At 74.7% G+C, this 25,592-nt stretch carries 26 protein-coding genes; 12 read left to right on the top strand and 14 right to left on the bottom strand.

What is annotated here, in order from left to right; translation table 11 throughout:
* The first annotated feature begins 122 nt into the window (after window positions 1-122).
* On the top strand, window positions 123-752 hold the full coding sequence (locus ACZ58X_RS10560) for an ankyrin repeat domain-containing protein (RefSeq protein WP_470333268.1): 630 nt from the start codon (window positions 123-125) through the stop codon (window positions 750-752).
* Window positions 753-759: 7 nt separating this feature from the next.
* Here the strand turns inward: ACZ58X_RS10560 and ACZ58X_RS10555 are convergent, their stop codons facing one another.
* Complete coding sequence (locus tag ACZ58X_RS10555) at window positions 760-1,656, bottom strand: maleylpyruvate isomerase family mycothiol-dependent enzyme (RefSeq protein ID WP_470333267.1); 897 nt, start codon at window positions 1,654-1,656, stop codon at window positions 760-762.
* A 1-nt stretch (window position 1,657) separates the two neighbouring features.
* Window positions 1,658-2,197, bottom strand: a complete 540-nt coding sequence (locus ACZ58X_RS10550; protein ID WP_470333266.1) for an SRPBCC family protein — start codon at window positions 2,195-2,197, stop codon at window positions 1,658-1,660.
* A gap of 269 nt (window positions 2,198-2,466) precedes the next feature.
* Between ACZ58X_RS10550 and ACZ58X_RS10545 the strand changes: the two genes are divergently transcribed.
* Window positions 2,467-3,423 carry a LysR family transcriptional regulator gene (locus ACZ58X_RS10545; protein ID WP_470333265.1) on the top strand — a complete coding sequence of 319 codons (957 nt, stop codon included), beginning with the start codon at window positions 2,467-2,469 and terminating at the stop codon, window positions 3,421-3,423.
* Here the strand turns inward: ACZ58X_RS10545 and ACZ58X_RS10540 are convergent.
* The 5 genes from ACZ58X_RS10540 to ACZ58X_RS10520 all read right to left on the bottom strand — a co-directional run bounded on the left by ACZ58X_RS10540 (window position 3,368) and on the right by ACZ58X_RS10520 (window position 7,726).
* The gene (locus tag ACZ58X_RS10540; RefSeq protein ID WP_470333264.1) at window positions 3,368-3,787 is read right to left on the bottom strand and encodes a hypothetical protein; all 420 of its coding nucleotides are present in this window, start codon (window positions 3,785-3,787) and stop codon (window positions 3,368-3,370) included. The genes ACZ58X_RS10545 and ACZ58X_RS10540 overlap by 56 nt on opposite strands.
* A 66-nt stretch (window positions 3,788-3,853) precedes the next feature.
* Window positions 3,854-4,624, bottom strand: a complete 771-nt coding sequence (locus tag ACZ58X_RS10535; RefSeq protein ID WP_470333263.1) for a GNAT family N-acetyltransferase — start codon at window positions 4,622-4,624, stop codon at window positions 3,854-3,856.
* Window positions 4,625-4,935: 311 nt separating this feature from the next.
* Window positions 4,936-5,961 carry a hypothetical protein gene (locus ACZ58X_RS10530; RefSeq protein WP_470333262.1) on the bottom strand — a complete coding sequence of 342 codons (1,026 nt, stop codon included), beginning with the start codon at window positions 5,959-5,961 and terminating at the stop codon, window positions 4,936-4,938.
* Between the two features lie 286 nt (window positions 5,962-6,247).
* A complete protein-coding gene (locus ACZ58X_RS10525) occupies window positions 6,248-6,685 on the bottom strand; it encodes a DUF4240 domain-containing protein (protein WP_470333261.1) in 438 nt (145 codons plus the stop codon).
* 66 nt (window positions 6,686-6,751) lie between these two features.
* Window positions 6,752-7,726 carry a helix-turn-helix transcriptional regulator gene (locus ACZ58X_RS10520; RefSeq protein WP_470333260.1) on the bottom strand — a complete coding sequence of 325 codons (975 nt, stop codon included), beginning with the start codon at window positions 7,724-7,726 and terminating at the stop codon, window positions 6,752-6,754.
* Window positions 7,727-7,870: 144 nt separating this feature from the next.
* Between ACZ58X_RS10520 and ACZ58X_RS10515 the strand changes: the two genes are divergently transcribed.
* Window positions 7,871-8,452, top strand: a complete 582-nt coding sequence (locus ACZ58X_RS10515; RefSeq protein WP_470333259.1) for a DinB family protein — start codon at window positions 7,871-7,873, stop codon at window positions 8,450-8,452.
* A gap of 51 nt (window positions 8,453-8,503) precedes the next feature.
* Here the strand turns inward: ACZ58X_RS10515 and ACZ58X_RS10510 are convergent, their stop codons facing one another.
* On the bottom strand, window positions 8,504-8,719 hold the full coding sequence (locus tag ACZ58X_RS10510) for a heavy-metal-associated domain-containing protein (RefSeq protein ID WP_470333258.1): 216 nt from the start codon (window positions 8,717-8,719) through the stop codon (window positions 8,504-8,506).
* Window positions 8,720-8,986: 267 nt separating this feature from the next.
* Between ACZ58X_RS10510 and ACZ58X_RS10505 the strand changes: the two genes are divergently transcribed.
* The 3 genes from ACZ58X_RS10505 (at window position 8,987) to ACZ58X_RS10495 (ending at window position 11,914) form a co-directional block, all read left to right on the top strand.
* A complete protein-coding gene (locus ACZ58X_RS10505) occupies window positions 8,987-9,973 on the top strand; it encodes a TIGR03619 family F420-dependent LLM class oxidoreductase (protein WP_470333257.1) in 987 nt (328 codons plus the stop codon).
* 115 nt (window positions 9,974-10,088) lie between these two features.
* A complete protein-coding gene (locus tag ACZ58X_RS10500; protein ID WP_470333256.1) occupies window positions 10,089-10,787 on the top strand; it encodes a DUF3152 domain-containing protein in 699 nt (232 codons plus the stop codon).
* A 206-nt stretch (window positions 10,788-10,993) separates the two neighbouring features.
* A complete protein-coding gene (locus ACZ58X_RS10495) occupies window positions 10,994-11,914 on the top strand; it encodes a glutaminase (protein ID WP_470333394.1) in 921 nt (306 codons plus the stop codon).
* A 78-nt stretch (window positions 11,915-11,992) separates the two neighbouring features.
* Here ACZ58X_RS10495 and ACZ58X_RS10490 read toward each other — a convergent pair whose 3' ends face one another.
* Window positions 11,993-12,166, bottom strand: a complete 174-nt coding sequence (locus ACZ58X_RS10490; RefSeq protein ID WP_470333255.1) for a hypothetical protein — start codon at window positions 12,164-12,166, stop codon at window positions 11,993-11,995.
* A gap of 32 nt (window positions 12,167-12,198) precedes the next feature.
* On the opposite strand from ACZ58X_RS10490, the gene ACZ58X_RS10485 reads away from it, so the two are divergent.
* Window positions 12,199-13,641 carry an NHL repeat-containing protein gene (locus ACZ58X_RS10485; protein WP_470333254.1) on the top strand — a complete coding sequence of 481 codons (1,443 nt, stop codon included), beginning with the start codon at window positions 12,199-12,201 and terminating at the stop codon, window positions 13,639-13,641.
* Window positions 13,642-13,686: 45 nt separating this feature from the next.
* On the opposite strand, the gene ACZ58X_RS10480 is transcribed toward ACZ58X_RS10485, so the two are convergent.
* Together ACZ58X_RS10480 and ACZ58X_RS10475 are read right to left on the bottom strand one after the other, a co-directional pair.
* Complete coding sequence (locus ACZ58X_RS10480) at window positions 13,687-14,709, bottom strand: MerR family transcriptional regulator (protein WP_470333253.1); 1,023 nt, start codon at window positions 14,707-14,709, stop codon at window positions 13,687-13,689.
* 25 nt (window positions 14,710-14,734) lie between these two features.
* Window positions 14,735-15,403, bottom strand: coding sequence for a HEAT repeat domain-containing protein (locus ACZ58X_RS10475; protein ID WP_470333252.1), 669 nt, complete (start codon window positions 15,401-15,403; stop codon window positions 14,735-14,737).
* Window positions 15,404-15,609: 206 nt separating this feature from the next.
* Between ACZ58X_RS10475 and ACZ58X_RS10470 the strand changes: the two genes are divergently transcribed.
* Window positions 15,610-16,956, top strand: a complete 1,347-nt coding sequence (locus ACZ58X_RS10470; protein ID WP_470333251.1) for a DUF2254 domain-containing protein — start codon at window positions 15,610-15,612, stop codon at window positions 16,954-16,956.
* A 347-nt stretch (window positions 16,957-17,303) separates the two neighbouring features.
* Here the strand turns inward: ACZ58X_RS10470 and glmS are convergent, their stop codons facing one another.
* Entirely contained in the window at window positions 17,304-19,130 is a 1,827-nt protein-coding gene (gene glmS / locus ACZ58X_RS10465; RefSeq protein WP_470333250.1) for a glutamine--fructose-6-phosphate transaminase (isomerizing), read from the bottom strand.
* Between the two features lie 38 nt (window positions 19,131-19,168).
* Complete coding sequence (locus tag ACZ58X_RS10460; RefSeq protein WP_470333249.1) at window positions 19,169-19,444, bottom strand: hypothetical protein; 276 nt, start codon at window positions 19,442-19,444, stop codon at window positions 19,169-19,171.
* A gap of 194 nt (window positions 19,445-19,638) precedes the next feature.
* On the opposite strand from ACZ58X_RS10460, the gene asnB reads away from it, so the two are divergent.
* The 4 genes from asnB (at window position 19,639) to ACZ58X_RS10440 (ending at window position 24,945) form a co-directional block, all read left to right on the top strand.
* Complete coding sequence (gene asnB, locus ACZ58X_RS10455; RefSeq protein WP_470333248.1) at window positions 19,639-21,492, top strand: asparagine synthase (glutamine-hydrolyzing); 1,854 nt, start codon at window positions 19,639-19,641, stop codon at window positions 21,490-21,492.
* A 238-nt stretch (window positions 21,493-21,730) separates the two neighbouring features.
* Window positions 21,731-22,852 carry a hypothetical protein gene (locus ACZ58X_RS10450; protein WP_470333247.1) on the top strand — a complete coding sequence of 374 codons (1,122 nt, stop codon included), beginning with the start codon at window positions 21,731-21,733 and terminating at the stop codon, window positions 22,850-22,852.
* 159 nt (window positions 22,853-23,011) lie between these two features.
* Window positions 23,012-24,442, top strand: coding sequence for a pyridoxal phosphate-dependent decarboxylase family protein (locus ACZ58X_RS10445; protein ID WP_470333246.1), 1,431 nt, complete (start codon window positions 23,012-23,014; stop codon window positions 24,440-24,442).
* A gap of 77 nt (window positions 24,443-24,519) precedes the next feature.
* Window positions 24,520-24,945, top strand: coding sequence for a hypothetical protein (locus ACZ58X_RS10440; RefSeq protein WP_470333245.1), 426 nt, complete (start codon window positions 24,520-24,522; stop codon window positions 24,943-24,945).
* 15 nt (window positions 24,946-24,960) lie between these two features.
* Here ACZ58X_RS10440 and ACZ58X_RS10435 read toward each other — a convergent pair whose 3' ends face one another.
* Window positions 24,961-25,569 (bottom strand): hypothetical protein, encoded by a 609-nt coding sequence (locus tag ACZ58X_RS10435; protein ID WP_470333244.1) that lies wholly within the window; start codon window positions 25,567-25,569, stop codon window positions 24,961-24,963.
* Between the last annotated feature and the right edge of the window lie 23 nt (window positions 25,570-25,592).

The following is a 25,592-nucleotide window of genomic DNA, read 5'->3' as shown; positions in this document are numbered from 1 at the left end:
GACCCCGCCGTACGCCGTTCCGCTGCCCCGGTCCGCCCCACCCCGCCGATGCCACGGGGCACCCCGAGCCGCCAGGCTGGTGGCGAGCACCACCGCCCCCGCCCACGAGAAGGAGCCCCACCATGACCGACCGCCCGCTGTCCCCCGCCGACCGCGCCCTGCTGGACGCCGCCGAGCACGGCGACCTCGACGCGCTCCGCACGGCCCTGGCCGCCGGCGCGAACGTCGAGGCGCGGGACGCCGAGGGCCGCACCCCGCTGCTGCGGGCCGCCTTCGCCGACCGGGTCGCCGCCGCCCGGCTGCTGGTCGGGGCCGGCGCCGACGTCAACGCCCAGGACCAGCAGCTGAACAGCCCGTGGCTGGTCACCGGCGTCACCGGCAGCGTGCCGATGATGCGCGCCCTCCTCCCCGGCGGGCCCGACCTCACCCGCCGCAACCGCTACGGCGGCGTCTCGGTCATCCCGGCCGCCGAGCGCGGCCACGTCGCCTACGTACGGGCGGTGCTCGGCGAGACCGACATCGACGTGAACCACGTCAACGACCTCGGCTGGACGGCCCTCCTGGAGGCGGTCCTGCTCGGTGACGGCGGCCCCGCGCACCGCGAGATCGTCGAGGTCCTGCTCGCCCACGGCGCCGACCCCCACCTCCCCGACGCCGACGGCGCCACCGCCCGCACCCTGGCCGAACGGCGGGGCTTCCACGACCTGGCGGCCGTACTCCGGCAGGCGGAGGAGCACCCGCCCGCCTCCTGAGCGGACCTCACCCCCAACCGGGCACCGGTGGCAACGGCCAGACCGGCAGCACCTGCGGCGCCGGCAGCCCGTCGTCGACCCGCAGGCCCGCCAGCGGGCCGCGCCCGGCCAACCAGGCGAGCAGCGCGTGCCCGGGGCCGCTCACCACCGGGCCCGCCCCGCCGATCACCCAGCCGCAGCCGAGGTCCACGGCCTCCACCCGGGCCAGCGGCACCGCCCGTACGGCCTGCGCCGCGGCCGTCTCGGCCAGGGCCGCCCGGACGAACGGCGCGGGCCAGTCGGCCGGCCCGCGGCCGAGGCCCAGGTCGACCGCGTGCACCTCCAACTCCCGCCAGGCCCGCCACAGCAGGTACCAGGCCGGGTGCCGCCAGCCCGCCAGCGCCGGGACCAGGACGTCCCGACGCCCGGCGGGCAGCCGAGCCGCGTCCCGCAGCAGCCCGTCCAGACCGTCCCGCAGGTCGGCGACCAGCACCTCGGCGGCGCGCCCCGCGCCCTCGCGCAGCCGCCGGTCCAGCTCGGCGGCGTCGGCGCGCGGCCCGGGCTCGCTGCCGGTACGGGCCAGGGCGAGCATCCAGCGGTAGGCGTCGGCGCTCCGGGCGAGGTGGGTGAGCACATGGCCCCGGCTCCAGCCGGGGAGCAGCGAGGGCTCACGGGCCTGCCGGTCGGTCAGCGGCGCCAGCTCCGCGCACAGGCGCGCCGCCGACGCCCGGAGCTCGGCGAGCAGCCCGTCGAAGCCCACCGGGCGGTCGGGCTCGGCGAGCCCCGGCCAGTCGAGCCCGGAACGGTCCGGATCCGAGCGGACGAACTCGGTACGGTCGAGCTCCGAAAGGTCGAGCTCCGAAAGGTCGAGCTCAGTACAGTCGAGCTCCGTACAGTCGAGCTCCGAACGGTCGAGCTCCGGCACCTCAACCCACGCCCTCGGCCGTCGACTTGATGCCCTCCAGCGTCGCCGCCATCCCGGTCCGCAGCTCCCCCAGACGGAAGGCGACGATCTTCTCCTCCGCCTCCGGCCGGGCGTCGATGGCCCGGGTGACCCCGCTGCGGCCCGGGCCGAGCACCACCGAGTGCCGCACCCGGGTGCCGCCGTCCTCGGGGCGCAGCTCGAAGCGCCACCGGGCCAGCGCACCGGTCGGGTCCGCCACCGGGGCGCCGAAGCGGCCGTCCGTGTCCAGGACGGCCCAGGCGAAGGCGCGGTGCTCGACCAGCTCCACCACCTCGGAGACGGTCCGCCAATCGGGCATCCCCGCCCGCCGGTTGTACCCCTCGAAGTGGGCGCCCAGCGCCGGGCCGTCCGCGCCGTCCGCGCCGTCCAGCCAGGCGACGCGCTGGAGCTCCGGGCTGTGCCGGGCGGGCAGGGCGATGTCGGTCACCAGCGCCCAGACCCGCTCCACCGCCGCCCGGACGAACACCTCGCACTCCGCGCCGGGACCATCGGCGTACCGCATTCCGTTCCCCCTCCACTGCCCGACGTGCCCGTGCGCACGGGCACGCGCGGATACCTACGGGTCGGCACCCGCCCCGCCCCCGCCTCTACGCGTCCGGAGCGCCGCGAAGGCAGCGGGCGGGTTGCCGCCCTCCTGCGGGCCCTGCCATCGATGATCGAGGCTGCCGGACTTCCAAGTCAATCCGCTGATTTCCTGGGGAACTTCCAAGGTCTGGCTTGGGTCGGGCCCCGTCTCGAACCGCCCCGGATCCGGCAGTACCCTGGGCGTCCGTGACCCTCGACGACCTCCGCGTCTTCGCCGCCGTCTGCCGGGCCGGCTCGCTCAGCGCCGTCGCCCGCGACCTGGCGTGCAGCCAGTCCGCCGTCAGCCAGCACGTGAAGCGGCTGGAGCGCGAACTGGGCCTCACCCTGATCGAGCGGCACCCGCGCGGCGTGGTGCCCACCCAGGCCGGACGCCAGCTGCAGACCGCCGTGGCCAACGGACTGGGCGGCATCGACCACGCGCTGCGCACCATCGCCGAACTCGCGCGCGGCGAGGGCGGATCGGTGCGGATCACCACCGGCGCCACCAGCATCCGGCACTTCATGTCCGCCGCCGTGGTCGACTTCCGCGAACGGTTCCCGCAGGTCAGCCTGGAGTTCCAGACCGGTGTCTCCAGCCGCAGCTGTCTGGACGCGCTCACCGCCGGGCAGGTCGACCTCGCCTGGATCACCCTGGGCACGCCCGTCCGCGGCATCGAGCAACGTCCCGTCGCCGACCTGCCGTGGGTGCTCGCCGTGGCGGCCGCCGACCCGCTCGCCGCCCGGGAGCGCATCGAACCCGTCGACCTCCAGGACGCCCGGCTGATCGGACTGCCGCAGAACTCGGTCTCCCGTTCCCAACTGGACGACTGGCTCGGCAAGTCGGGCATCCGACCGGTCTTCGACACCAGCGTCACCGACTGGGACACCGCGATCCTGCTCGCCGAACTCGGCCTCGGGCACGCCGTCGTGCCCGCGCTCCCCGAGTGGCAGGGCCCCGGCCACCCCGGGCTGCGGCTGGTCCCGCTGCCCGACCTCCCGGGCCTCACCGTCGGCTGGGCCGCGCGCGAGTGGCTCACCCTGGGCCCGCTCGCCCGGGCCTTCGCCGACACCGTCGCCGACCACTGCGGGCGGGCGGCGGCCGGGCCGGTCAGCCCCGCAGCCCCTCGTCGAACTCCGGCTGCTCCCCGGCCGAGTACTCCCTGACCGACCGCAGCCCGCCGCCGCCCAGGAGCCGGGCCACCGGCAGGCCCTCGTCCCGGGACGTCACCGCCGTCAGCCGCTCGAACTCCTCGGACAGGACGTCCAGCAGGCTCAGCACCTGCTCGCCGGTCCGCAGCTCCAGCACCAGTTCGCAGCGCAACTGGGCTGGCAGCTCCGGACGGTGGGACAGCCCGTGCCACAGCACCGCCCGCAGGTAGTGCCGCCCCTCGGGCGCCGCGTGCGCCGTCAGCCACGCCGGGTCCAGCCGCTGGGGGAGGCCGAGGCCGGCGGCCCGCTCCTCCAGTCGCAGCAGCGCCGGGGTGTCGACGGCCATCAGGTCACCGGGCAGGGCCCGTTCCGTGTTCATGCCCCCATCCTGGCGCACCCGTACGACCGCCGACGCCCGGGCCGTCAAAGGGCTGTCGGCGGGCCGTCAGCTCGTCTGGAACGACAGGCTGCGGCCGATCTCGACGAAGCCCCGGCGCGCGTACCAGGTGCGCGGCCAGTCGACCGCGTCCGCGAGCAGGAACAGCTGCGGGATCCCGGCCGCCGCCGCCAGGGCCAGGCCGCTGGCCAGCAGGGTGTCACCGTGACCGGCCCCACGGTGCGGGATCGCGGTGACCAGGTCCTCCAACTGGGCCAGCCCGGCGGCCGGTTCGAGGTAGAGGTCGACCCAGGCGGCGACCTCGCCGTCCGCCGCCCGGGCGGCCAGGAAGTGTACCTGCTCGGCACCGCGCCGCCTGGCCGGCCGGCGGTCGGTGAGCTGCCGGAGCAGTTCCGCGTCCTCGTACCACTCCCGCTGCTGCCGCAGGACGGTCTCCCGCAGTTCGGCGAACTCCGTCGGCAGGGCGGCCGGTTCGGGCAGCGAACAGCCCGCCGTGTCCCTGGCCATGACCACCACGGCGCTGCGTTCGTACCCGGCCCCGGCCAGTACCGGCGCGGCCCGCTCGCCCCACGCCTCGTCCAGCACGGTGATCGCGTACTGCCGGCGCTGCCCGAGCCAGCGCGCCGCCAGCCCCGGCAGGGCCGCCGGGTCGGTGCCCGGTCCGGTGACGACCAGATGGTTGTGCTCGTGGGAGAGCGCGAACTCCGGGTTCCGCACGGCGAAGACCCCCGGGAACTCGGGCAGTTCGACGACCTCGGCCGCCTGACGGCGGGCGAAGGCGACATGGAAGGCGGCTACCCGCTCGAGCAGATCGGACATCCTGCCATGATCGCCCGGCCCGTCGCCGTCGGCCAAGCGAATATCCGGCCTCAGGTACCTCCGGTACCTGAGGTACGGTCGAGGAACCGCCGGGGGCATCCTCATCGCCACCGCCGACGCCTTCGCCACCGGCCCCCACCACCCCAACGCCATCCGCCTCGCCCTCGCCAACCCGCCTCTCCCCGAACTCCCAGCCGTACTGTGGTGCCTGCGCCCCACCATCGAGTCCATCGCCCCGTGAAGCCCACCGGACGCAAGAGCCGTCGGCGCTACGGGCTCGGCGCCAAGGGTTCTCCGCTACGGGCTCGCTCTTACGGGCTCGGCGGCGCCTCGTGCAGATAGCCCGGGTCGAACCGGTCCACCGAAGGCAGCAGGCGGGCGTCCGGGCCCGCCGACTCACACCCGTCCTGCGCACGCCCGTCCTGCCGGGCCAGCTGGGCCTTGGCCATGCGCAGGACGTCGGACGGATCGGGATCGTCGTCACGCCTGCCCAGGTACCAGTACCGGTCCTGGGTCAGCTTCTCGGCCTTCCGCACGCACGACCGCAGCCTCGCACGGGCCAGGACGGGCTTCCCGATCCGGAGGAAGTGCTGGGCCAGCCACAGCTGGCGCAGGTCCGGCCGGTCCACCCGCAACCGCACCATCGCCTCCACATCCGGCTCCGCACCGGCGAGGACGGCCCGGCAGTCCAGGTAGAACAACTGCTCGTGGTCGAGGGCGGGATGCAGCTCACGGGCCGTCCTGAGGGCATCGCGCACCTGCACCCGGTCGCCGACCTCCGCCACCCGCAGCAGCACGAGGTACACAACCCACTTCCGCACGTGCTGACAGCCGAGGTCGCGCGACCGGGTGAAGTGCCGGTCGGCCAGCTCCAGATCACCGTCCTCGATCGCCCGGTAGCCGAGGTCGCACCACCAGTCCGCCGCCGAACCCAGCGGGCCTACCGCCATCAGCAGCTCCATCGGCGGGTGCTCCGGGTGGTACTCCATCAGCATGTCGCGCACCTCCGGGGCCCTGTGGTGCTCCCGCAGCCCCGGCTCCCCCCGGTACAGGTCGGTCAGCCGCACGACCAGGGACCGGCCGGTCGTGGCCAGGGCCTCCCGCAACCGCTCGTAGGTGTCCCGCTCCAAGCGGCCCCGCGGACCGGAACGGATCCACCGGGCCAGCGCCGCGTCGACGAACTCGCCGGTCGCCACGTCCAGTCCGTTCAGCACCGCGTCAGCGAGCGCCGTCAGCGCCAGGTCCGGATCCTCCTCCACCGCCCGCAGCCACTGGGCACGCGCGAGCCGCAGCCTCCGAGCCCGACGCCGCCCCGGCAGGGCGAGGAGTCGAGCCACCCCCTCCAGCCTCAGGTCCGCCCCCCGGTACCTGCGGTCCGCCTCCCGAAACAGCCCCTTGATCCGCCACACCCTGACGAGTGCCACACCCACCCCCATCCGCCCTCCGGCCGGCGTAACGACCCTACGAAGCCCGGCCGTTCCGGCTCCACCCCATACGCCGCCCGCCACTTCTCCCGCCACCAACCCACCAGAGCCGGGCCCACAACGATCACACATCGCCGAACCGCCACAGCAACACCCCCACACCAGAAGTCGACCCGACCGACTTCCTACACCGCGCAGCTCAACGGTCCGCCCAGCCTTCGGCATTCGAGAACGACTCGTAGCTGTGGCGAGTGGAGTGCTCCCACTCGCGCCCGGTGAGGCGCCGGTGGGCCCGGTCCGGGACGTACAGCAGGGCTTCGGCCCGGACGAGGTCGCGGGCGTACGGACGGAACCGGGCCGGATCGCCGAGCACGGCCCCGTACTCGGCCCGGCCCGCTGCGACGACGGCCGCGCGGGTGTAAAGGAATGCGTCCCCCGACAGGTCGGCACCGAACTCCCAGCGGTCGAGCCGGCACAGGGCGGTGGCCGGCTGTTCGGCGAACCCGATGACAGCGGGCAGCCCGGCGGCCGTCAGTCGCGCCGCCGGAGCGGCGGCGAGCCGTTCCGCATCGGGGTCCGGGTCGGGCCCGGCCCATCGGCACTCCTCGATGAGCCGCCAGAAATCGTCCTCGTTCATGCCCGGCAGCATGGACCACCACGCCGACAACCCCACCCCGCACCGGAAGTCGGCCAGGCCGACTTCCTACTCCTCCGGGCCGCCTTCCGCCGCCCGGCCGAAGCGGGTGGACCACTCCGCGATCAGTGCCCGCAGTTCCGGCGGGTGGACGATCCGGAACTCGGCGCCGAGGGAGCCGAGGGCCATGGCGGGCCAGTCCAGGGAGTCGGCGGTCATCCGCAGGCGGCAGCGGGTGGTGTCCACCGCGTCGACGTCACCCCAGCGGCCGACGTGGGCGCGGACGTGCTCGGCGGGGGCCTCCACCAGGGCCTCGACGCGGTGGGGGCGGGGCATGGCGTTGAGGCCGGCGCGGACGAACTCGGCGGCGTCGGCGGCCGGGAGGGTGCGGGGCGCGAAGCGGGCGCCGGTGGCCTCGGCGGCGGTGAGGCGGTCCAGGCGGAAGGTGCGCCAGTCGCCGCGGTCGAGGTCGTAGGCGACCAGGTACCAGCGCCGGTCGAGGCTGACCAGCCGGTGCGGTTCGACGTGCCGCTCGGTGCGCCGCGCGGAGGCGGCGGTGTACGAGAAGCGGAGCCGTTCGTCGTCCCGGCAGGCCAGGGCGACGGCGGTGAGCGCGTCGGGGTCGACGCGGGAGGCGGGGGCGGTGCCCCAGTCGACGGGGACGGTGACGGCGCGCAGCGCCTCGACCCGGCGGCGCAGCCGGCCCGGCATCACCTGCACGACCTTGGCCAGGACCCGGACGGAGGCCTCGGCGACCCCCTCCACCGGGCTGTCGGCCGCCGCCTGGAGCCCGACCGCGAGGGCGACCGCCTCCTCGTCGTCGATGACCAGCGGGGGCAGGGCCGCACCGGCGGCCAGCTGGTAGCCGCCGTCGACGCCGCGTTGGGCCTCGACGGGGTAGCCGAGGTCGCGCAGCCGGTCGATGTCGCGGCGCAGGGTGCGGACGGAGACGCCGAGCCGGTCGGCGAGTTCCTCGCCGGGCCAGTACCGGTGGGTCTGGAGCAGGGAGAGCAGTCGCAGGGTGCGGGTGCTGGTGTTCGCCATGTCCCGATTCTGGGCGCTATTCAGGACAGGAAGTGGCCGCAATGCTCCGTAACGTGGTTCTCGTCAGGGGGAGCGAGCCCCCCGGGCACCACTGAGCAGCCATCGAGCAGCCACCGAGCAGGACCCGAACGGAAGGCCGGAGCCATGACCGCGACCACCACCCCCAGCACCCCCGCCACCGCCACCACTACCGCCACCACCGCCGTCACCACCGCCGTCACCGGCGAGCGCGCCGACCTCCTGGTCGCCCTGGAGAAGCAGCGGCACTTCCTGCGCTTCACCACGCGCGGCCTCACCGACGAGCAGGCCGGCCTGCGGACCTGTGCGAGCGAGCTGTGCCTGGGCGGCCTGGTCAAGCACGTGACCACGGTGGAGCGGCTGTGGGCGAACTTCATCGTGGAGGGCCCGTCCGCGATGCCCGACTTCTCCGCCATGACCGAGGCCGACTTCGCCCGCCGCGCCGACGAGTTCCGGCTGCTGCCGGGCGAGACGCTGGCCGGGGTGCTCGCCGAGTACGCCGAGGTGGCCGGCCGGACGGACGAGCTGGTGGCCGCCCTGCCGGACCTGGACGCGACCCAGCCGCTGCCGAAGGCGCCCTGGTTCGAGGCGGACGCCGAGTGGTCGGCCCGCCGGGTGCTGCTGCACGTCATCGCCGAGACCGCCCAGCACGCGGGCCACGCCGACATCGTCCGCGAGTCCCTGGACGGCGCGAAGAGCATGGGCTGAGCCGGGTGGGGCCCGCCGTACCGGGGCGGCGGGCCCCCGGCCCGTCCGGGGTCAGATCTCGTCGACGAGGGTGAAGCCGGCCCCGTCGACGGCGCTGCGGACCGCGGCGGTCTCCAACGGCTGGGCGGAGGCCACGGTGACCCGCCCGCTGGGCGCGTCCGCGACGACCTCGGTGACCCCGGGGAGGGCGGCGATCCCCGCGCTGACGGTCCTCTCGCAGTGGCCGCAGCTCATGCCGTCGACGGTGAGGACGGTGGTGATGGACATGACGGTGCCTCCGGTTACGGGTCGTGGTGCGGGGTGCAGCGCGGGCCGCACTGCGGATCGCGGTGCGGGTCGTCGTGATCGACCCGCACCACAACAGCCGATTCCGGCGGCGATCCCCAGGAACACGCCGCACGGGTGGCACCTTCGAGTGGTTCCGGGAACCGGCGGCGCCGCCCGCCCGACGGGAGCCGCCGCCGCCTGGCGTTCCGGGTGCCCGTCGGCCGACACTGGGTGCTCCGGCCCCCGCACGGAAGGCGGAAGCACCTCATGCCTCTCGGACTCGCCCTCCCCCAGTACGGCCGATTCGCCGACCCCGCCCTGACCGTCCGGGTCGCCGCCGCGGCCGAGGCGCTCGGCTACGACCGGCTCTGGACGGCCGACCGGCTCCTGGTCGCCAACGCCCCGCGGACCCCGTACCCCGGCGGCGACAGCGCCGTTCCGGAGAGCCACCGGACCTTCCTCGACCCGCTCACCCTGCTGACCGCCGCCGCCGGCGCGACGAGTCGGGCCCGGCTGGGCACCAGCACCCTCAACGCGCCCTGGTACCCCCCGGCCCTGCTCGCCCGCACCCTGACGACGATCGACCTGCTCAGCGCCGGCCGCCTCGACGTCGGCTTCGGGCTCGGCTGGTCCGAGGACGAGTACCGGGCGGTCGGCGTCCCGTGGCGGGGCCGGGCGGCCCGGCTGGAGGAGACCCTGGACGTGCTGGAGGCGTTCTGGACCGGGGGCACCGACGTCCGGCACAGCGGTGAGCTCTGGACCGTCCCGCCGTCGACCGTCCTGGCCCGCCCGACCCAACGGCCGCGCCCGCCCGTCCTGTTGGGCGGGGTGAGCCCGGCCGCGCTGGAGCGGGTCGGGCGGCGCGCCGACGGCTGGCTGGGCGTCGGCCTGCCGCTGCCGGCCCTGCGCCCGCTCTGGGAGCGCGTCCGGGACTCCGCCCGGGCCGTCGGCCGCGATCCGGGGGCGCTGCGCCTGGTACTGCGGGTGAACCCGGTGGTCACCGCCGCCCCGGTGCCCGACGGCGACGTCCCCCAGCGCGGCACGGTCGCCCAGATCGCCGACTACCTGGCCGCCGCCGTACGGGAGTTGGGTGCGGAGCCGCTGATCGACCTGCACCACGCGGCGCAATCCCCGGACGAACTCCTGGCCCTCGCCCAGGAGTTCCGCGACGCCCTGGCCCCCGGGGCCCTGCCGCCGACCCCGGCTCCCGGCGGCGGACTGAACCCCCCGCCACAGCCGGACCGTTCCTCCTGATGTACCCCGTTTTGAGCCCGCCCAGGAGTTGCACCACCGCCATGGCCGACACCACCGCCTCCGCGACCCACCGAATACGCCGAACGCACGGCCGTGCGGCGGCGGGCAGCGGCCGATGACGGCGGCCGCCGCCCGCCCGCGCCGCTGGCGGCCCTGGCACGCCGTGCTCGCCCTGGCCCTGGTCACGGCGGTGACCGCCGGCCTGCTGTGGTGGCAGCCCTGGCGCAGCGAGCCCGCGCCACTGGCCTTCACCACCGCCCCCGGCGGCTCCGCCCGCTTCGGCACCGGGGAGCACCTGTACCGCTACAAGGTGCGGGTGGAGGACGGCATCGCGGAGAGCCCGGCGCAGTTCGCCGCCGAGGTGGACGCCGTCCTCGGCAACACCCGGCGCGGCTGGGCGGCCGGTAACACGGCGTCGTTCCAGCGGATGGCCGCCGACCCGGTGGACTTCACGGTCTACCTGGCGACCCCGGGCTCCACCGACCGGATCTGCGGCCAGTACGGGCTGGACACCGGCGGCTGGGTCAACTGCGGCGTCCAGCACCAGGTGGTGATCAATCTCAAGCGCTGGACCGAGCTGTCCGATTTCTACCGGAACCAACCGGAGCTGTACCACGCGCTGGCGATCAACCACGAGGTCGGGCACATCCTCGGCAACGGCCACGTCGACTGCCCGGGCCCGGGCGCCCCGGCGCCGGTGATGATGCAGCAGATCAAGGGCCTGCACGGCTGCGTCCCGAACGGCTGGCCCTACACGGACTCCGGCACCCTGCTGACCGGCCCGCCGGTCCAGGCCCCGACCGACGCGCCGTAGGGCCCGTCTTCAAACCCCCGTCGTCGCCCCGCAGGCGGGGGTTTGCAGACGGGCCCTACGGCCGGCCTCCCCCGCCTGGCGCACAGCACTCCCCCGAACACGGATAATCACAGGTCGGACCGGGTGCCGCCGCAGGGCGGCCCCCGGCCGGATCGTGTCCGTACCGTCCGTGCGTGGAGTGAAGAACCGTGTTCGATGTGGAGAACCTGGACTACCCGGTCCTGCTGGCCGCCTCCGAGGCGGCCGCCCGGGCGACCACGGGCCGGGGCCACGTCGCCGACTACATCCCTGCTCTCGCCGAGGCCGACCCGGAGTCCTTCGGCATGGCCGTGGCCACCGTCGACGGCGAGCTGCACGGTGTCGGCGACTGGGAGCAGCCGTTCTCGATCCAGAGCGTCTCCAAGCTGTTCTCGCTCGCGCTCGCCCTCGCCTACAGCACCGACGGCGGCGAGGACCTCTGGCGGGGCGTCGGCCGGGAGCCCTCCGGCAACCCCTTCAACTCGCTGGTCCAGCTGGAGACCGAGCACGGCATCCCGCGCAACCCGTTCATCAACGCGGGCGCCCTGGTGGTCACCGACCGCCTGCAGTCCCTGACCGGTGACGCCTCCGGCGCCGTACGGCAGTTCCTGCGCCGCGAGTCCGGCAACCGGCTGCTGGACACCGACCCGGTGGTCGCCGTCTCCGAGGCCGAGCACGGCCACCGCAACGCGGCGCTCGCCCACTTCATCGCCAGCCACGGCAACCTGCGGAACCCGGTGGACACCGTGCTGGACCACTACTACGCGCACTGCGCCATCGCCGCCAGCTGCCGCGACCTCGTGCTCGCCGGCGCCTTCCTCGCCCGCTACGGCGTGCGCACCGACGGCACCCGCCTGATGAGCCGCAGCGAGGCCAAGCGCCTCAACGCCGTCCTGCTCACCTGCGGCACCTACGACGCCGCCGGCGAGTTCGCCTTCCGCGTCGGCCTGCCCGGCAAGAGCGGCGTCGGCGGCGGCGTCCTCGCCATACTTCCCGGCCGCGCGGCCGTCTGCGCCTGGGGCCCCCGCCTCGACCAGGCCGGCAACTCGGTCGCCGCCGTGACCGCCCTGGACACCCTCACCACGCTCTCCGGCTGCTCGGTGTTCTGACCGGTAGCGGCCGGCCCGCCCCGACCCCGCCGCTCCGGCGGGGTCCACGGGCCGGACGGACGCTTGTGCGACAAAGTGTCAGTGGTCCATGCTGGCCGCATGAACCGCCACACGCACCTGAGCCGTCGACTCGCCGTCGACCTCGGGCACGCGTGCTCGGCGATCTGTCACCGCGCGCTCTGACGCGGTGATCAGCCCGGCGCCCCCGGCGCCGTCGGGAACCCCCATCCGGGCGATCACGTGCACCACCACGCCGCCCGCTCCTCCTCCCGATGGGGACTCCCATGCGCCTCGCGCTGCCCGCACTCGTGACCGCCGCCCTGCTCGCCCTCGCCGTCCCGGCCCACGCCGCCGGCCCGTCCGGCGACAGCCCGTTCGGCCCGCTCCCGCCGCACAACCCGTACGCGGGGCCCGACGGCACCGCCACCATGCACGGCGACACCGGCTCCTCCGACGCCACCCCGCTGCCCGGCCCGAAGCCCGGCCCGCTCGACTCCGAGCGGGTGGCCCTCCGGTCCGCCTGCCCGACGGTGCTGGTCGGCTCGGACGGACGCCCGGTCGCGCTCTGCACCACGATCTTCGGCCTCGTCCCGACGGTCCACCTGCTCGACCCGGCCGACGGTGGTTCCGTCGCCGAACTCCCGCTCACCAAGGGCTCGTTGCTCGGCGGCGTGTACGCCTACCTGGACCAGGACGACCGCCTGGTCGTGGTGGACGGCAACCGTGACCTGCTGCGGATCGGCCACCACCGCACCGCCACCGGCGCCTGGGCGCTGACCGTGGACAGCCGGCTGTCGCTGGCCGGCGCCGTGCCCGAGGGCGACGCCGTGACCGGCCTGTCCCCGGACTGGCAGGGCCGGGTCTGGTTCGCCACCGGCGGCGGGGTGGTCGGCACCGCCGACGACCGCACCGGCACCGTCCGCACCCTCGCCCTCCCGGCCGGGGAGAAGGTCGCCAACTCCATCTCCACCGCCCCGGCCGGCACCCTGGTGGCCACCACCCACGCCACCTACCTGCTGACCGCCGAGGCCGACGGCACTCCGCGGATCGCCTGGCGCCGGCCGTACGACCGCGGACCGGGCCGCAAGCCCGGACAGCTCAGCTGGGGCACCGGCTCCACGCCGACCTTCTTCGGCCCGCGCACCGGCACCGACTACGTCACCGTCGTCGACAACGCCGCGCCGACCGTACACCTGCTGGTCTACCGCACCGCCGACGGCTCCGAGGTCTGCTCCGTCCCCGTCCTCGAAGCGGGCGGCAGCGGCAGCGAGAACTCCCCGGTCGGCGCCGGGAACGCCGTCTTCGTCGCCGGCACCTACGGCTACCCGTACCCCGAGCTGCCCGCCGACGCCGGCCCCAGCGTGCCCGCCTCCGGCCGCTTCTCCGGCGGCCTCAGCCGGGTCGACGTCCGCACCGACGGCTCCGGCTGCGACCTCGTCTGGGACACCACCGTGCGCTCCGCCGCCGTGCCGCGGCTGTCCACCGGTGACGGCCTGATCCACACCGTGCTGCGCCGGCCGGTCATCCCGGGCACCGACGCCACCTCGATCCTCGATCCGTACTTCTACGCCGAGGTCGACCCCCGCACCGGCGCCGTCACCCGCACCCACTACCTCGGCGCGGGCTTCCTCTTCGACACCCTCCAGATGGTCGGCTCCATCGCCCCCGGCGGCGTGGTCTACCAGGGCACCACCACCGGCGTCCTGCGGATCAGCAGCGCCGGCTGACCGGCCCGCCGCCACCGTTCGGCCGCGCGGCCGCGCGGGAGTCCGCTACCGCGCGCCGCGCAGCGTGAGCACGTACCCCGCCGTGAGCGCGACCACCCGGTCGGCGTCCCGCGCCAGCCCGGCGAGCGCGCCCGTCGCCGTGCTCCCCGGGATGTCCGCGAGCGCCTGGGTCAGCCGCCGCCGGGCGGGCTGGTCGACCCCGTCCCGGGCCAGGCGCTCGACGAGCCGCCCGGCGATCCGGTCCGCCAGGGCGGGTTCACCGGCGTCGGCGGCGCCGTTCGCCAGCGCGGCCAGCGCATCGGCCGCGTCGGCGTCGTTGCGCTCCTCGACGATCATGTCGATGAGCGTCGGGACGGCGTCGGCCACCCGCCTGGCCCCGAGCGCCAGGGCCGCGTACCGGCGGACCACCGGATCGGGGCCGGCCAGGGCGTCCCGCAGCAGCGCGGTGGCCGCGTCGGCCGGAATCTCGGCGACGGAGCGGACGGCGCGTTCCCGCACCTCGGCCGAGGGCGAGCCGAGGCCCGGCGCCAGCAGGGCCACCGCCGCCTCGCCGGCCTGCGCCAACGCCCATCGCAGGGCCCCGGCGGCGTTCGGGTCCGACTCGGCCAGCACCGCCTCGGCCAGCGCCTCCAACGGGACGGGGGCGTCCTCGGTCGCGGCCAGGGCCGCGCGCTGCCGCGCCCCCGCGCTCTTCGACTCCAGCCCGTGGAGCAGCGCGACGGTCCGCAGGACGTCCTCCCAGCCGGCGGGCTCCGCCGCACCGATCCGGCGCAGCCGCGTCAGCAGTTCGGTCTCCGCCGCGATGCGCTCCAGCGTGCGGGCGACGAGGTCCTCGACCAGCCCCGAGGGCGCGAAGCCCGGGTCGTCGAGCGCCCGCCCGACGTCGTGCAGCGACAGGCCGAGCGAGCGCAGGCTCTCGATGTGGAAGATCCGCCGGATGTCCGCGTCGGAGTACTCCCGGTAGCCGGAGCCGGTGCGGCCCGAGGGCCGCACCAGGCCGAGTGACTCGTAGTGCCGGAGCATCCGGGCACTGACCCCGGACCGCCGGGCGACCTCACCGATCAACACCGTCCACCACCGATCGACACTCCTGCTACCCCTCCCGGTCGGTCCCGAGGACGGCGACGCGCTTCGCCTCCTCGATCGCCGCCTCGAAGCCGGCGTCCGGGTCGCGCCGCAGCGCCTGGGTGGCGAGCGCGTGGGCGCGCACCCGGGGGTCGGGATCCGCCGTCGCGGCCGTCAGGACCGGCGCCGCCGCCTCCCCGAGCGCGACCAGCGCCCGGCTGAGGCTCAGCTGCGCCTCCCGGCCGCCGCGCCCGAGCTGCGTCGCCAACCCTACGGCCAGGGCGGGCCGCTCGTCCTCGGGCGCCAGTACGACCGCGGCCCGCCAGGCGCTGCGGGCCACCTCCTCGTCGGGGTCCGACAGCAGCGCCGGGGTGACGGCCGGCCACGCCCGCCGGTCGCCGATCTTGGACAGCGTGTGCAGCGCCTGGCTCCGCGCCTGTGCGCGCTCCGAGCGGACCTCGTCGAGCAACGGCGGGACGGTCGCCGCCGCCGGGTGGCGGGTGAGCGCCCAGGTGAGCATCTCCCGCACCGGGAAGTCGGGCTCGACGGCGCACCGCTCGACCAGCCCGTCGACGAACCCGGGGTCAGGGTTCGTACCGACGGCCAGCGCGGCCCGCAGCCGCACCGACGGGTCGTCGTGCGCCAGCCCCCGCAGCACCCGCACCGTGTTCGCGTCCTCGGTCGACGACGTCGTCATCAGGACCACCTCCTGGACGCCAGTGAAGGGCTTGTCACCGTGGCAAGGTCAAGCCGGCGCGGTCGGCGGGCGCAACTGCACGACCGGAGCCGAGCGGCCGGGGTCGAGCGGGCGCCGAGCCGGGAGGCCGCCGGGAACCTAGGGTGGGTGTCCGGGGAGTGACCGAGGGGGGTGTGCCGGCGGCCGGGCGTACGGAGGTGGGCGAGGTGATCCGCGGTGTCCACCTGGAGGCGCAGTGGCGGCGCGAGGCGCTGCGGACCAACCTGTGGGTCGTCCCGGTGCTGGAGGTCGGGTTCGCGGCGGCCCTGTTCGCGGTCACGGTCTCGCTGGACCGGGGGGCCTACGACGGGACGCTGGGCCTGCCGTCCTGGGTGATCAGCGGGACGGCCGACTCGGCGCGACAGGTCCTGGCGGCGATCGCGGCGGCGCTGATCACCGTGGTCGGCGTGGTGTTCTCGATCATGATCGTGACGCTCACCCTGGCCTCCACCCAGTTCGGGCCGCGGATGCTGCGCACCTTCATCCGGGACCGGACCACCCAGATGACCCTGGGCACCTTCGTCGGGACGTTCGTCTTCGCGATCCTCTCGCTGGTGGTCATCGGGCCGGGTCCGAGGGGCGACTTCGTCCCCCACCTGTCGATCACCGCGTGCATGGTGCTGGTCATGCTCGACCTCGCCGTACTGATCTTCTTCATCCACCACATCGCCACCTCCATCCAGCTTCCCCGGGTGATCGCGAGCATCGCGGCGGAGCTGTCGGAGGCGATCGAGGCGGGCGCGGGCGAGCCGGACCGGCCGGCCGGGGGCGGCACGGGGCCGACGGCCGCGGAGCTGAACGTCCGGCTGGACACCTCGGGGGCGACGGTCCCGGCCCCCGCCAGCGGCTACCTCCAGTTCGTCCGGCACCGCACGCTCGTCCGGATGGCCGCGGAGCTCGACGCCGTCATCCGGCTGGACCACCGGCCGGGGCACTTCCTCGTCCAGGGCCACCAGCTGGCCACCGTCTGGCCGCCCTCGGCCGCGCCCGAGGTGGCCCGCAGCTTCGCCCGCGCCCATGTCGTCGGTTCGACCCGCACCCTCGCCCAGGACATCGCCTTCGCCGTCGACCAGTTGGTGGAGATCGCCATCCGGGCCCTGTCCACCGCGGTCAACGACACCTTCACCGCCCTGACCTGCATCGACTGGCTGGGCGAGGGCCTGTGCCGGATCGCCGCCCGCTGGGACCCGGACCCCGTCCACCGCGACGAGGCCGGATTCATCCGGGTGATGACCGTCCCGGTGAGCTACGAGCGGCTGGTCCAGCGGTCGTTCGAGAAGATCCGCCAGGCCGCCCACGGCATGCCCGCCGTGCTGATCCGCCAGCTGGACGCGCTGGCCGAGATCATGGCGGAGACCCGGACCGAACGGCAGCGCCGGGTCCTGCTCGAACAGGCGGAGATGATCGAACGCCTGAACGTGGAGTCCGTCCCGGAGGCCGCCGACCGCGACGACGTCCGACGGCGCTACCTCTCGGTCCTGGCCGCCTACGCCCGGGCCGGCCGGTCGGGCTGACCCCCGAACCGGGGCCCGCCCGGGGGCCCGGAAACGGAAGAACGGAACTCGGTAGCGCTACGTGGATATGACATGTACTCTGCGTATCGCTGGTTGAACACGCTGCGGGCCTGGTCGCCACTCCGTGGGGGGAGTCACGCCCAGGCCCGATCGCCGGCCCGGGGCCCGGTTGCGCTCGTGGGGGAGCGTCAGCCGGGCCCTTCGGTGGGTCCACGTCGTTATGCCCAGCCCGACGGTGTTTCAGTCATGACAACCCGTCGGCATCTCGAAACCGCAGCACCACCCGCGCGAACCGGGCCCCGGCCGTCCGCACAGCGACCGGGACCCGGGGGTCGAACGCCTGACGGCTACTCCACCGTCACGCTCTTCGCCAGGTTGCGCGGCTTGTCCACGTCCCGGCCGAGGGCGACCGCCGCGTGGTAGGCGAGCAGCTGGAGCGGGATGTTGAGGAGCAGCGGGTCCAGCTCCGGCTCGCTCTTGGGGACCAGGATGCAGTGGTCGGCCAGCTTCTCCTCGGGCCGGCGGTGGGCGACCGCGATGACCCGGCCGGAGCGGGCCTTGATCTCGCCGAGGGTGGTGAGGTTCTTGTCGAGCAGCTCGTCGTCCGGAACGAGGGCCACGGTCGGCAGCTCGGGGCTGATCAGGGCCAGCGGCCCGTGCTTGAGCTCGCTCGCCGGGTAGGCCTCGGCGTGGACGTAGGAGATCTCCTTGAGCTTCTGCGCGCCCTCCCGGGCCACCGGGTAGCCGCGGACCCGGCCGATGAACATCATGCCGGCGGAGTCGGCGTACTCGGCCGCCAGCTTCGCGATCGCGTCGGACCGGTCGAGCACCTCGCGGATCTGGTCGGGCAGCGCCTTGAGGGCGGAGACGATCCGGCGGCCGTCGGCCGGCGAGAGGTCGTGGATCCGGCCGAAGTGCAGGGCGAGCAGGGCGAAGGCGACCACGGTGGAGGTGAAGGCCTTGGTGGAGGCGACGGACACCTCGGGCCCGGCGTGCAGGTAGATGCCGCCGTCGCACTCGCGGGCGATCGCGCTGCCCACGGTGTTCACGACGCCGAGGACCCGGCCGCCCTTGCGCTTGATCTCCTGGACGGCGGCCAGCGTGTCGTAGGTCTCGCCGGACTGGCTGACCGCGACGTACAGGGTGTCGGCCTCGATCACCGGGTTGCGGTAGCGGAACTCCGAGGCGGGCTCGCTGTGGGCGGGGATGCGGGCCAGCTCCTCGATCAGCTGGGCGCCCATCTCGCCCGCGTAGTAGGCGGATCCGCAGCCGAGGATCTTCACCCGGCGGATCTCGCGCAGTTCGCGGGCGTCCAGGTTGAGGCCGCCGAGGTGAGCGGTGCTGAACCGCTCGTCGAGCCGGCCGCTGAGGGTGCGCTCGACGGAGGTGGGCTGCTCGTGGATCTCCTTGAGCAGGTAGTGCTCGTAGCCGGCGGTGTCGAAGGAGTCGATCTCCCAGTCGACGGTGGACGGCTGACGGTGGGTGGTGCGGGCGTCCGCGGTGAAGGTGCGGAAGCCGTCGGCGCGGACGGTGGCGAGCTCGCCGTCCTCCAGGTGCACCACCTGGCGGGTGTAGCGGACCAGGGCGGAGACATCGGAGGCGGCGAACATCTCCTTCTCGCCGATGCCGAGCACGATCGGGCTGCCGTTGCGGGCGACCACGATGCGGTCGGGCTGCTCGGCGTCGAGCACCGCGATGCCGTAGGTGCCGACGACCCGGCCGAGCGCGGCGCGGACGGCGTCCTCCAGTTCGACGCCCTCGGCGGTGTGCGCGGCGATCAGGTGGGAGAGCACCTCGGTGTCGGTCTCGGAGCGGAAGACCGCGCCGTCGGCGGCGAGCTTGGCGCGCAGTTCGTCGGCGTTCTCGATGATGCCGTTGTGCACGACGGCGATCCGCTCGGCGTTGTCCAGGTGCGGGTGCGCGTTGGCGTCGCTGGGCACGCCGTGGGTGGCCCAGCGGGTGTGGCCGATTCCGGTGCCGCCCTTGAAGCGGGCCGGCACGGCGGCGGCGAGGTCGGCGACCCGGCCCTTCACCTTGCGGAGCTTGATGCCGCCGGTGCGACCGGCGACGGCGACGCCGGCCGAGTCGTAGCCGCGGTACTCCAGCCGGGCCAGGCCTTCCAGCAGGAAGGGGGTCGCGTCCTTGGGGCCGATGTAGGCCACGATTCCGCACATGCGTGGACTCCTCCAGTAGTGGCGAATGAACCCGGGGCTCAGCCGTAGACGATCCGGCGCAGCTGACGGGTCGAGAGCTCCGGCGCCGCGACGCGGCGGGCGGGCAGCTCCTCGGCGAGCTGGGCGAAGATCCGTTCGTTGGTGAGGCCGCGTGCCTGCAGCTCGCCGTGGCGGCGACGGACGTACTCCTCGGTGGTCTCGGAGAAGTACGCCAGCACCTCCGCCACGACCCGCGCCGCTTCCCGGGGCCCGAGCGGGCTGGTCCGGGAGAGGTGGGCGAGGAGGTCTTCGTGAGGGTGGGGTGAGCTCGGCACGAATGAGAACTCTAGGTGGACCGGCTCGCCGAAGCCAAAGATCTTGCCCGAATTCGGGCAGGCTTCGCGGTTTTCGGCCCGGGTAACCGCGCGGACCCCCTGCCGTCACCTTCCGGACAGGCTCTTGATGCCGCGCCGAGGGCGCCCGTAGCGTGACCCCCGCCACACGTACCCGAAGACCGGAGGGCTTGCTGATGTGCGGGATCACCGGATGGGTCGCCTTCGACCGCGACCTCACCGCCGAGCGGGACGTCCTCGAAGCCATGACGGCCACCCAGGTCTGCCGCGGCCCGGAGGCCGGCGGCGTCCACCTGGAGCCGCACGCCGCGCTCGGCCACCGCCGCCCCGGAGCGACCGGCCCCGACGGCGGGGCGCAGCCGCTGTCCGTCGAGCACGACGGCCGCCCGCTGGCCGTGCTCGCCTTCGGCGGCGAGGTCCACAACCACCGCGAACTGCGCGCGGAACTGGAGGCGGCCGGCCACCGCTTCCGCACCCGGGACGCCACCGAGGTCGTACTGCTCGGCTACCTGGAGTGGGGCGAGGGCCTGGCCGAACGGCTCAACGGCGCGTACGCCTTCGCGATCTGGGACTCCCGGCACGAGGAGCTGCTGCTGGTCCGCGACCGGATGGGCGTCAAACCGCTGCACTACCACCCCACCCCGGACGGCGTGGTGTTCGGCTCCGGTGCCGGAGCGGTGCTGGCCCACCCCGCGGTCCGGGCGGTGGTCGACCTGGACGGGCTGCGCGAACTGCTCTCGCTCACCCGCACGCCCGGCACCACCCCGTACCGGGGCGTCCACGAGGTCCGGCCCGGGCACCTGGTCCGGGTGCGCCGGGGCGGCGTCACGGAGCGCCGCTACTGGGGGCTGGAGGCCCGCGAGCACGTCGACTCCCTGGAGTCCACGATCGCCACCGTCCGGGCCCTGCTGGAGGACATCGTCCACCGCCAGCTCGACTCCGACCTGCCGCTCTGCTCGCTGCTCTCCGGCGGCCTGGACTCCAGCGCCCTCACCGCGCTGGCCGCGGCGACGCTGCGCCGGTCGGGGGCCGGCCCGCTGCGCACCCTCGCGGTGGACTTCACCGGCCGGGACGAGGACCTCCACCCCGACCCGGCCCGCTCGACCCCGGACGGCCCGTACGCCCGGATGCTCGCCCGGCACGTCGGCGCCGAGCACGACGTGATCGCGCTGGACGCCGCCGAGCTCACCGAGCTGCGCCGCGGTCACGCCGTGCTGCGCGCCCGGGACCTCCCGGGCGGGCTCGCCGACCTGGACGCCGCCCTGCTGCTGCTCTTCCGCCGCGTCCGGGAGCGGGCCGCCGTCGCCCTGTCCGGCGAGGCCGCGGACGAGCTGTTCGGCGGCTACCCCTGGTTCCACGACCCGGCCGCGATCGCCGCCGACGACTTCCCCTGGGCCGCCCGGCTCGACGGCGGCCTGGCCGGCCCGGGCTCCGCCCCGCGCGAGCAGCTCCTCGACGCCGACCTGGTGCGGAAGCTCGACCTGGCCGGCCACCGCCGGGCCCAGTACCGGGAGGCGCTCGCCGAGGTCCCGCACCTGCCCTCGGCCGACCCGGTGGAACGGCGGATGCGCGAGGTCTCCTACCTCAACCTCACCCGCTTCTCCGGCGTGCTGCTCGACCGCAACGAACGGATGAGCCGGGCCAGCGGACTGGAGGTGCGGGTGCCGTTCTGCGACCACCGGCTGGTCCAGTACGTCTTCAACACGCCGTGGGCGATGAAGACCTTCGACGGGCGGCAGAAGAGCCTGCTGCGCGCCGCCGTCCGGGACCTGCTGCCGGCCGAGGTCGCCGACCGGGTGAAGAGCGCGTACCCGATCACCGCCGACCCGCGCTACCCGCAGCTGCTGCGCGCCGACCTCGCCCGGCTCGCCGCCGAACGGACCTCCCCGGCGCTGGAGCTGCTGGACCGGCGGCGGCTGGCCGACGCGCTCGCCCCCGACACCGATCCCGGGTCGGTGCGGCTGGGCGTCGACCTGGCGCTGGACCTCGACGTCTGGCTGACGGAGTACCGGGTGACGCTGGAGCTCTGACGCACCGTCCCCCCGCACGGAGGGCGCGACGCGCACCCGGCCCACGGCCCACCACCCCGAACGGGTGGTCCGTCGCGGGCCCCGCCCGCCGGGAGCCGTCCCGGCCCGCCGGGGCCTCCCGGCGATGCGGTAGCGTCGCCGACACCTCCCGAATGGCGGGCGAAAACGCGGGATCGCGCTCCCGGTGCCGTCAGGATGGGAGCGAACCGTTCACCTCGATCCGCCGGGGGATCCCGTCATGCAGCCGCGAGTCTTCGCGATTCTCACCGCCGTGCTCCTGGGCGTCCTGGGCCTGGGCTCGGTGGCCGTCACCGACTGGAAGCCCGCCGCGGCCTCCGCCGCCCCGGCCTCCGCCGGTCCGGGCACGGGTGCCGGTGCCGGTGCCCAGCCGGTCACGGCCGGCGCCGCGAGCGCCACCCCCACCGGCGACCCGGCGGTGTGGACCCGCTCGACGCTGCGCAACAAGATGATGGCCGAGATGGACGCCACCGACCCCGGTGTCGCCCTCGCCGACCTCGACCGGATCACCAAGGAGAAGCCGTACACCGTGCGCTTCTGCCACCCGATCGCGCACGAGCTCGGCCACGCGGCGGTCAAGCGCTTCAACGCCGACTTCCAGAAGGTCATCTCCTTCCCGCACGAGACCTGCGCGGCCGGCTACCTGCACGGCGCGGTCGAGGAGATGCTCAACGCCTCCACCCAGCCCGAGGTGGACCTGCTCAAGCTGTGCGCCCCCAAGAACAGCGGCCCCTGCATCCACGGCGTCGGCCACGGCACCATGTTCGTCGCCAAGCAGGACGTCGCCAAGGCGCGCGACCTGTGCAACAAGTTCACCTCCGACCAGAACCGGATCCGCTGCTCCGAGGGCCTGTTCATGCAGCTCTTCGGCCCGGACGAGGAGGACGAGCAGGCCAAGGCCAACCTGCCCGCCGACAAGCTCGCCCAGGACCCGCTGTACCCGTGCAAGGACCAGCCCTCGCTGTTCCAGTCCGCCTGCTTCTTCTACGCCCCGACCTTCTACCTGTCCTCGCACGACTACCCGAACCACCCCGAGGTCTACGCCGACGCCCTCAAGTGGTGCCTCAACGGCAAGGCCAGCGGCGGGGCGGTGGACTGCAGCCGCGGGGTCGGCTCCCGGACCATGAAGTACAACCTGGACCGCGAGGACTGGGCCGCCCAGCAGTGCGCCACCGCCGCCGACGGCTGGCAGCGCAAGGCCTGCGCGGAGGGGCTGGTCAGCTACTACACGGTCAACTACACCGACGGCGGCGCGGCCGGGCGGCTCTGCGCGAAGATCACCAACAAGGAGATGCAGGGCTACTGCCGCTCCGCGGGCGGGCTGTCCTCCTCCCTCGACTGACCTCGACCGACCTCGCTTGACCTCGGCCGACCTCGACCGACCGCCCCCGTCCCGCTCCCCGGGCCCGCGCCGCACGGCGCGGGCCCGTTCCGTACCATCGGCTGATCACCCGGTGCGCCGAGGACGCCGCGCCTCCCCCACACCGCCGGAGCACGCCCGATGGACCACCCCAGGACCGACTTCCGCGCCGCCGCCCACGCCACCGCCGACCTCGTCTCCGACTACCTCGCCGAACTCCCCGGCCGTCCCGTCTGGCAGCCCATGGACGACGCGGCGCGCAACGCCCTGCTGGACGCCCCGCTGCCCGCCGAGGGCCGCCCGCTCGCCGAGCTCGTCGAGGCCATCGGCCGGGACGTCCTGCCCCACCCCATGGGCAACGGCAATCCGCGCTTCTTCGGCTGGGTGAACTCCGCGCCCGCCCCCGCCGGGGTGCTCGCCACCCTCGCCGCCGCCGCGATGAACCCCAGCTCGGCCGGCGGCGACCATGCCGACGTCCACCTTGAGCGCGCCGTGGTCCGCTGGATCGCCGAACTGGTCGGCTTCCCGCACCCGGCCGGCGGCGGACTGCTCACCTCCGGCACCTCGATGGCGACCATCGTCTGCCTGGCCGCCGCCCGCAACCGGGCCGCCCGCCGGGCCGGCCACGACGTCCGCGAGGAGGGCCTGGCCGGGCTGCCGCCGCTGGTCGGCTACGTCACCGGCGAGACCCACTCCTGCGTCCGCAAGGCCGCCGAGCTCCTCGGCCTCGGCAGCCGCCACCTGCGCACCGTCGCCACCGGCCCCGACGGACTGCTCGACCCCGCCGGACTGCGCGCCGCCGTCGAACACGACCGCGCCGCCGGGCTGCTGCCCTTCCTGGTGGTCGCCTCGGCCGGCACCGTCGGCACCGGCGCGGTGGACGCCTTCGACCCGATCGCCGACCTCTGCCAGGAGCAGGGCCTGTGGCTGCACGTCGACGGCGCGTACGGCGCCTTCGGCCGACTCGACCCCGCCGTCGCCCACCGCTACGCGGGCCTGGAGCGCGCCGACTCGCTCGCCCTCGACCCGCACAAGTGGCTCGGCGTCCCGGTGGACTGCGGCTGCGCCCTGGTCCGGGACACCGACGAACTGCGCGGCACGTTCAGCCTCGTCCCGTCCTACCTGCGCGACGAGGCGGCCGGGGAGCTCGGCTGGTTCTCCGAGTACGGCACCGAGCAGACCCGCCCGTTCCGCGCCCTCAAGGTCTGGGCCACCATCGCCCACCGCGGCCGCACCGGCCTCGCCCAGGACATCGCCCGGTGCACCGCGCTCGCCCGCCGGCTCGGCGAACTCGTCGAGGCCGACGAGGAGTTGGAGCTGCTCGCGCAGGTGCAGACGTCCATCGTGGCGTTCCGCCACCGGGCGCCCGGGCTGGACGCGGCGGCCCGCGACGCCCTCAACCGCGAGCTGCCGGTCGCCGTCCAGCGGCGCGGCCGGGTCTTCGTCACCGGCGCCCGGCTCGGCGGGCACGAGATGCTCCGCGCCTGCCTGCTCAACGCCGCGACCACCGAGGAGGACCTGCTCCTGCTGCTCGACGAGGTCCGGGCGGCCGCCCGCACGCTGCTGCCGTAACACACCGGCGCCGACCTTAACCACCGAGTCACGGACGGGTCGCGATCAGGAAACACCGGTCGGGCACGGTGGAGGCCATGGAGCACTCGCAGCCTTCCGCCCACCGTGCCCGCCGCTGGCGCCGCGACACCGTCGAGCTCGCCGCCGCCTTCCTCTCCGTCACCGCCGCCGACCTGATCGCCAAGGTCGTCCTCCACGGCTCCGACGGCGCGCTCGTCCTCGCCACCTCGGCCCTCGCGCTGCTCGCCGTCACCCTGCTGCACGCCTGGTGGTCCCCACACGCCCCGCCCCCGACGACGGTCTGGCGGGTCCGCACCACCACCCTCGCCCACACCCACAGCACGCTCGCCGACCACCGGATCGTCCTGCTCTCGCTCCACCGCCACCCCACGGCCGACGAGCTCTTCCTCCAAACCCCCCACTCCCTGGACCCGGCGGCCCTCACCGCCCTGCTCACCACCACCGGCCACACCGTCGAGGACATCCCGACCCGGATCGCCTGAGCGGCACGGATCCGCTCAGTCCTCGACCTCGACGGCGGTCCGGATCTCCAGGGCCCGCTTCGCCAGGTCGTCCGGCCGGGCCGTGCCCTTCTCGTCCACGACGATGCCCACCGTGTCGCCGTCCGCCCAGACACAGGTGCTCTGGGTGGCGGTCGCGGAGTTGAGCGTCGCGCACCGCAGCACACCGCCGAGCGGCCCGGCCGGGTACTCCTGCAGCCCTTGCACCGAGTCGTCCCGGAACACGTCGGAGCGCGCCAGGTCGTCGAAGTAGAAGGCCACCTTCGCCCCGGGGTTCGGGTAGCTGCCGGTCAGCCCGATCACCGTCAGCGTGGTCCCGGGCGCCCCGGCGGGGCCGTAGCTGCCGGCCGTGAGGCCCCGGTGCTTGAACGCCTTCGTCCGTTCCTCATAACTGGCCCGCAGCGCCGACGAGTCGTCGCCCGGCAGCCGCACCTGCTCGCCGATCCGGTCCGGGAGCACGATCCGGTGCCCGGTCGGACCGCTGCCGGCCACGGTCGGGGCGCCCGCGCCCCCGGTCGGACCGTCGTCCCGGGTGACGGCGGCCACGGTCAGGCCGGCACCCAGGACGACGGCCGCCGCCCCCGCGATCCAGACCCTTCCGGACACCGTCCGGTACCAAGGCACTGCCG

Source organism: Kitasatospora sp. NPDC040550, assembly GCF_055594965.1.
Note: the sequence above shows the minus strand (reverse complement) of the source record. Positions and strands in the feature narration are given on the sequence as shown.

Bases quoted from the DNA above. Each gene is read 5' to 3' on its own strand.
- ACZ58X_RS10560 (WP_470333268.1), top strand. From the start codon at position 123: ATGACCGACCGCCCGCTGTCCCCCGCCGACCGCGCCCTGCTGGACGCC.
- ACZ58X_RS10550 (WP_470333266.1), bottom strand. From the start codon at position 2,197: ATGCGGTACGCCGATGGTCCCGGCGCGGAGTGCGAGGTGTTCGTCCGG.
- ACZ58X_RS10540 (WP_470333264.1), bottom strand. From the start codon at position 3,787: ATGAACACGGAACGGGCCCTGCCCGGTGACCTGATGGCCGTCGACACC.
- ACZ58X_RS10535 (WP_470333263.1), bottom strand. From the start codon at position 4,624: ATGTCCGATCTGCTCGAGCGGGTAGCCGCCTTCCATGTCGCCTTCGCC.
- ACZ58X_RS10525 (WP_470333261.1), bottom strand. From the start codon at position 6,685: ATGAACGAGGACGATTTCTGGCGGCTCATCGAGGAGTGCCGATGGGCC.
- ACZ58X_RS10520 (WP_470333260.1), bottom strand. From the start codon at position 7,726: ATGGCGAACACCAGCACCCGCACCCTGCGACTGCTCTCCCTGCTCCAG.
- ACZ58X_RS10515 (WP_470333259.1), top strand. From the start codon at position 7,871: ATGACCGCGACCACCACCCCCAGCACCCCCGCCACCGCCACCACTACC.
- ACZ58X_RS10510 (WP_470333258.1), bottom strand. From the start codon at position 8,719: ATGTCCATCACCACCGTCCTCACCGTCGACGGCATGAGCTGCGGCCAC.
- ACZ58X_RS10505 (WP_470333257.1), top strand. From the start codon at position 8,987: ATGCCTCTCGGACTCGCCCTCCCCCAGTACGGCCGATTCGCCGACCCC.
- ACZ58X_RS10500 (WP_470333256.1), top strand. From the start codon at position 10,089: ATGACGGCGGCCGCCGCCCGCCCGCGCCGCTGGCGGCCCTGGCACGCC.
- ACZ58X_RS10485 (WP_470333254.1), top strand. From the start codon at position 12,199: ATGCGCCTCGCGCTGCCCGCACTCGTGACCGCCGCCCTGCTCGCCCTC.
- ACZ58X_RS10475 (WP_470333252.1), bottom strand. From the start codon at position 15,403: ATGACGACGTCGTCGACCGAGGACGCGAACACGGTGCGGGTGCTGCGG.
- glmS (WP_470333250.1), bottom strand. From the start codon at position 19,130: ATGTGCGGAATCGTGGCCTACATCGGCCCCAAGGACGCGACCCCCTTC.
- asnB (WP_470333248.1), top strand. From the start codon at position 19,639: ATGTGCGGGATCACCGGATGGGTCGCCTTCGACCGCGACCTCACCGCC.
- ACZ58X_RS10450 (WP_470333247.1), top strand. From the start codon at position 21,731: ATGCAGCCGCGAGTCTTCGCGATTCTCACCGCCGTGCTCCTGGGCGTC.
- ACZ58X_RS10445 (WP_470333246.1), top strand. From the start codon at position 23,012: ATGGACCACCCCAGGACCGACTTCCGCGCCGCCGCCCACGCCACCGCC.
- ACZ58X_RS10440 (WP_470333245.1), top strand. From the start codon at position 24,520: ATGGAGCACTCGCAGCCTTCCGCCCACCGTGCCCGCCGCTGGCGCCGC.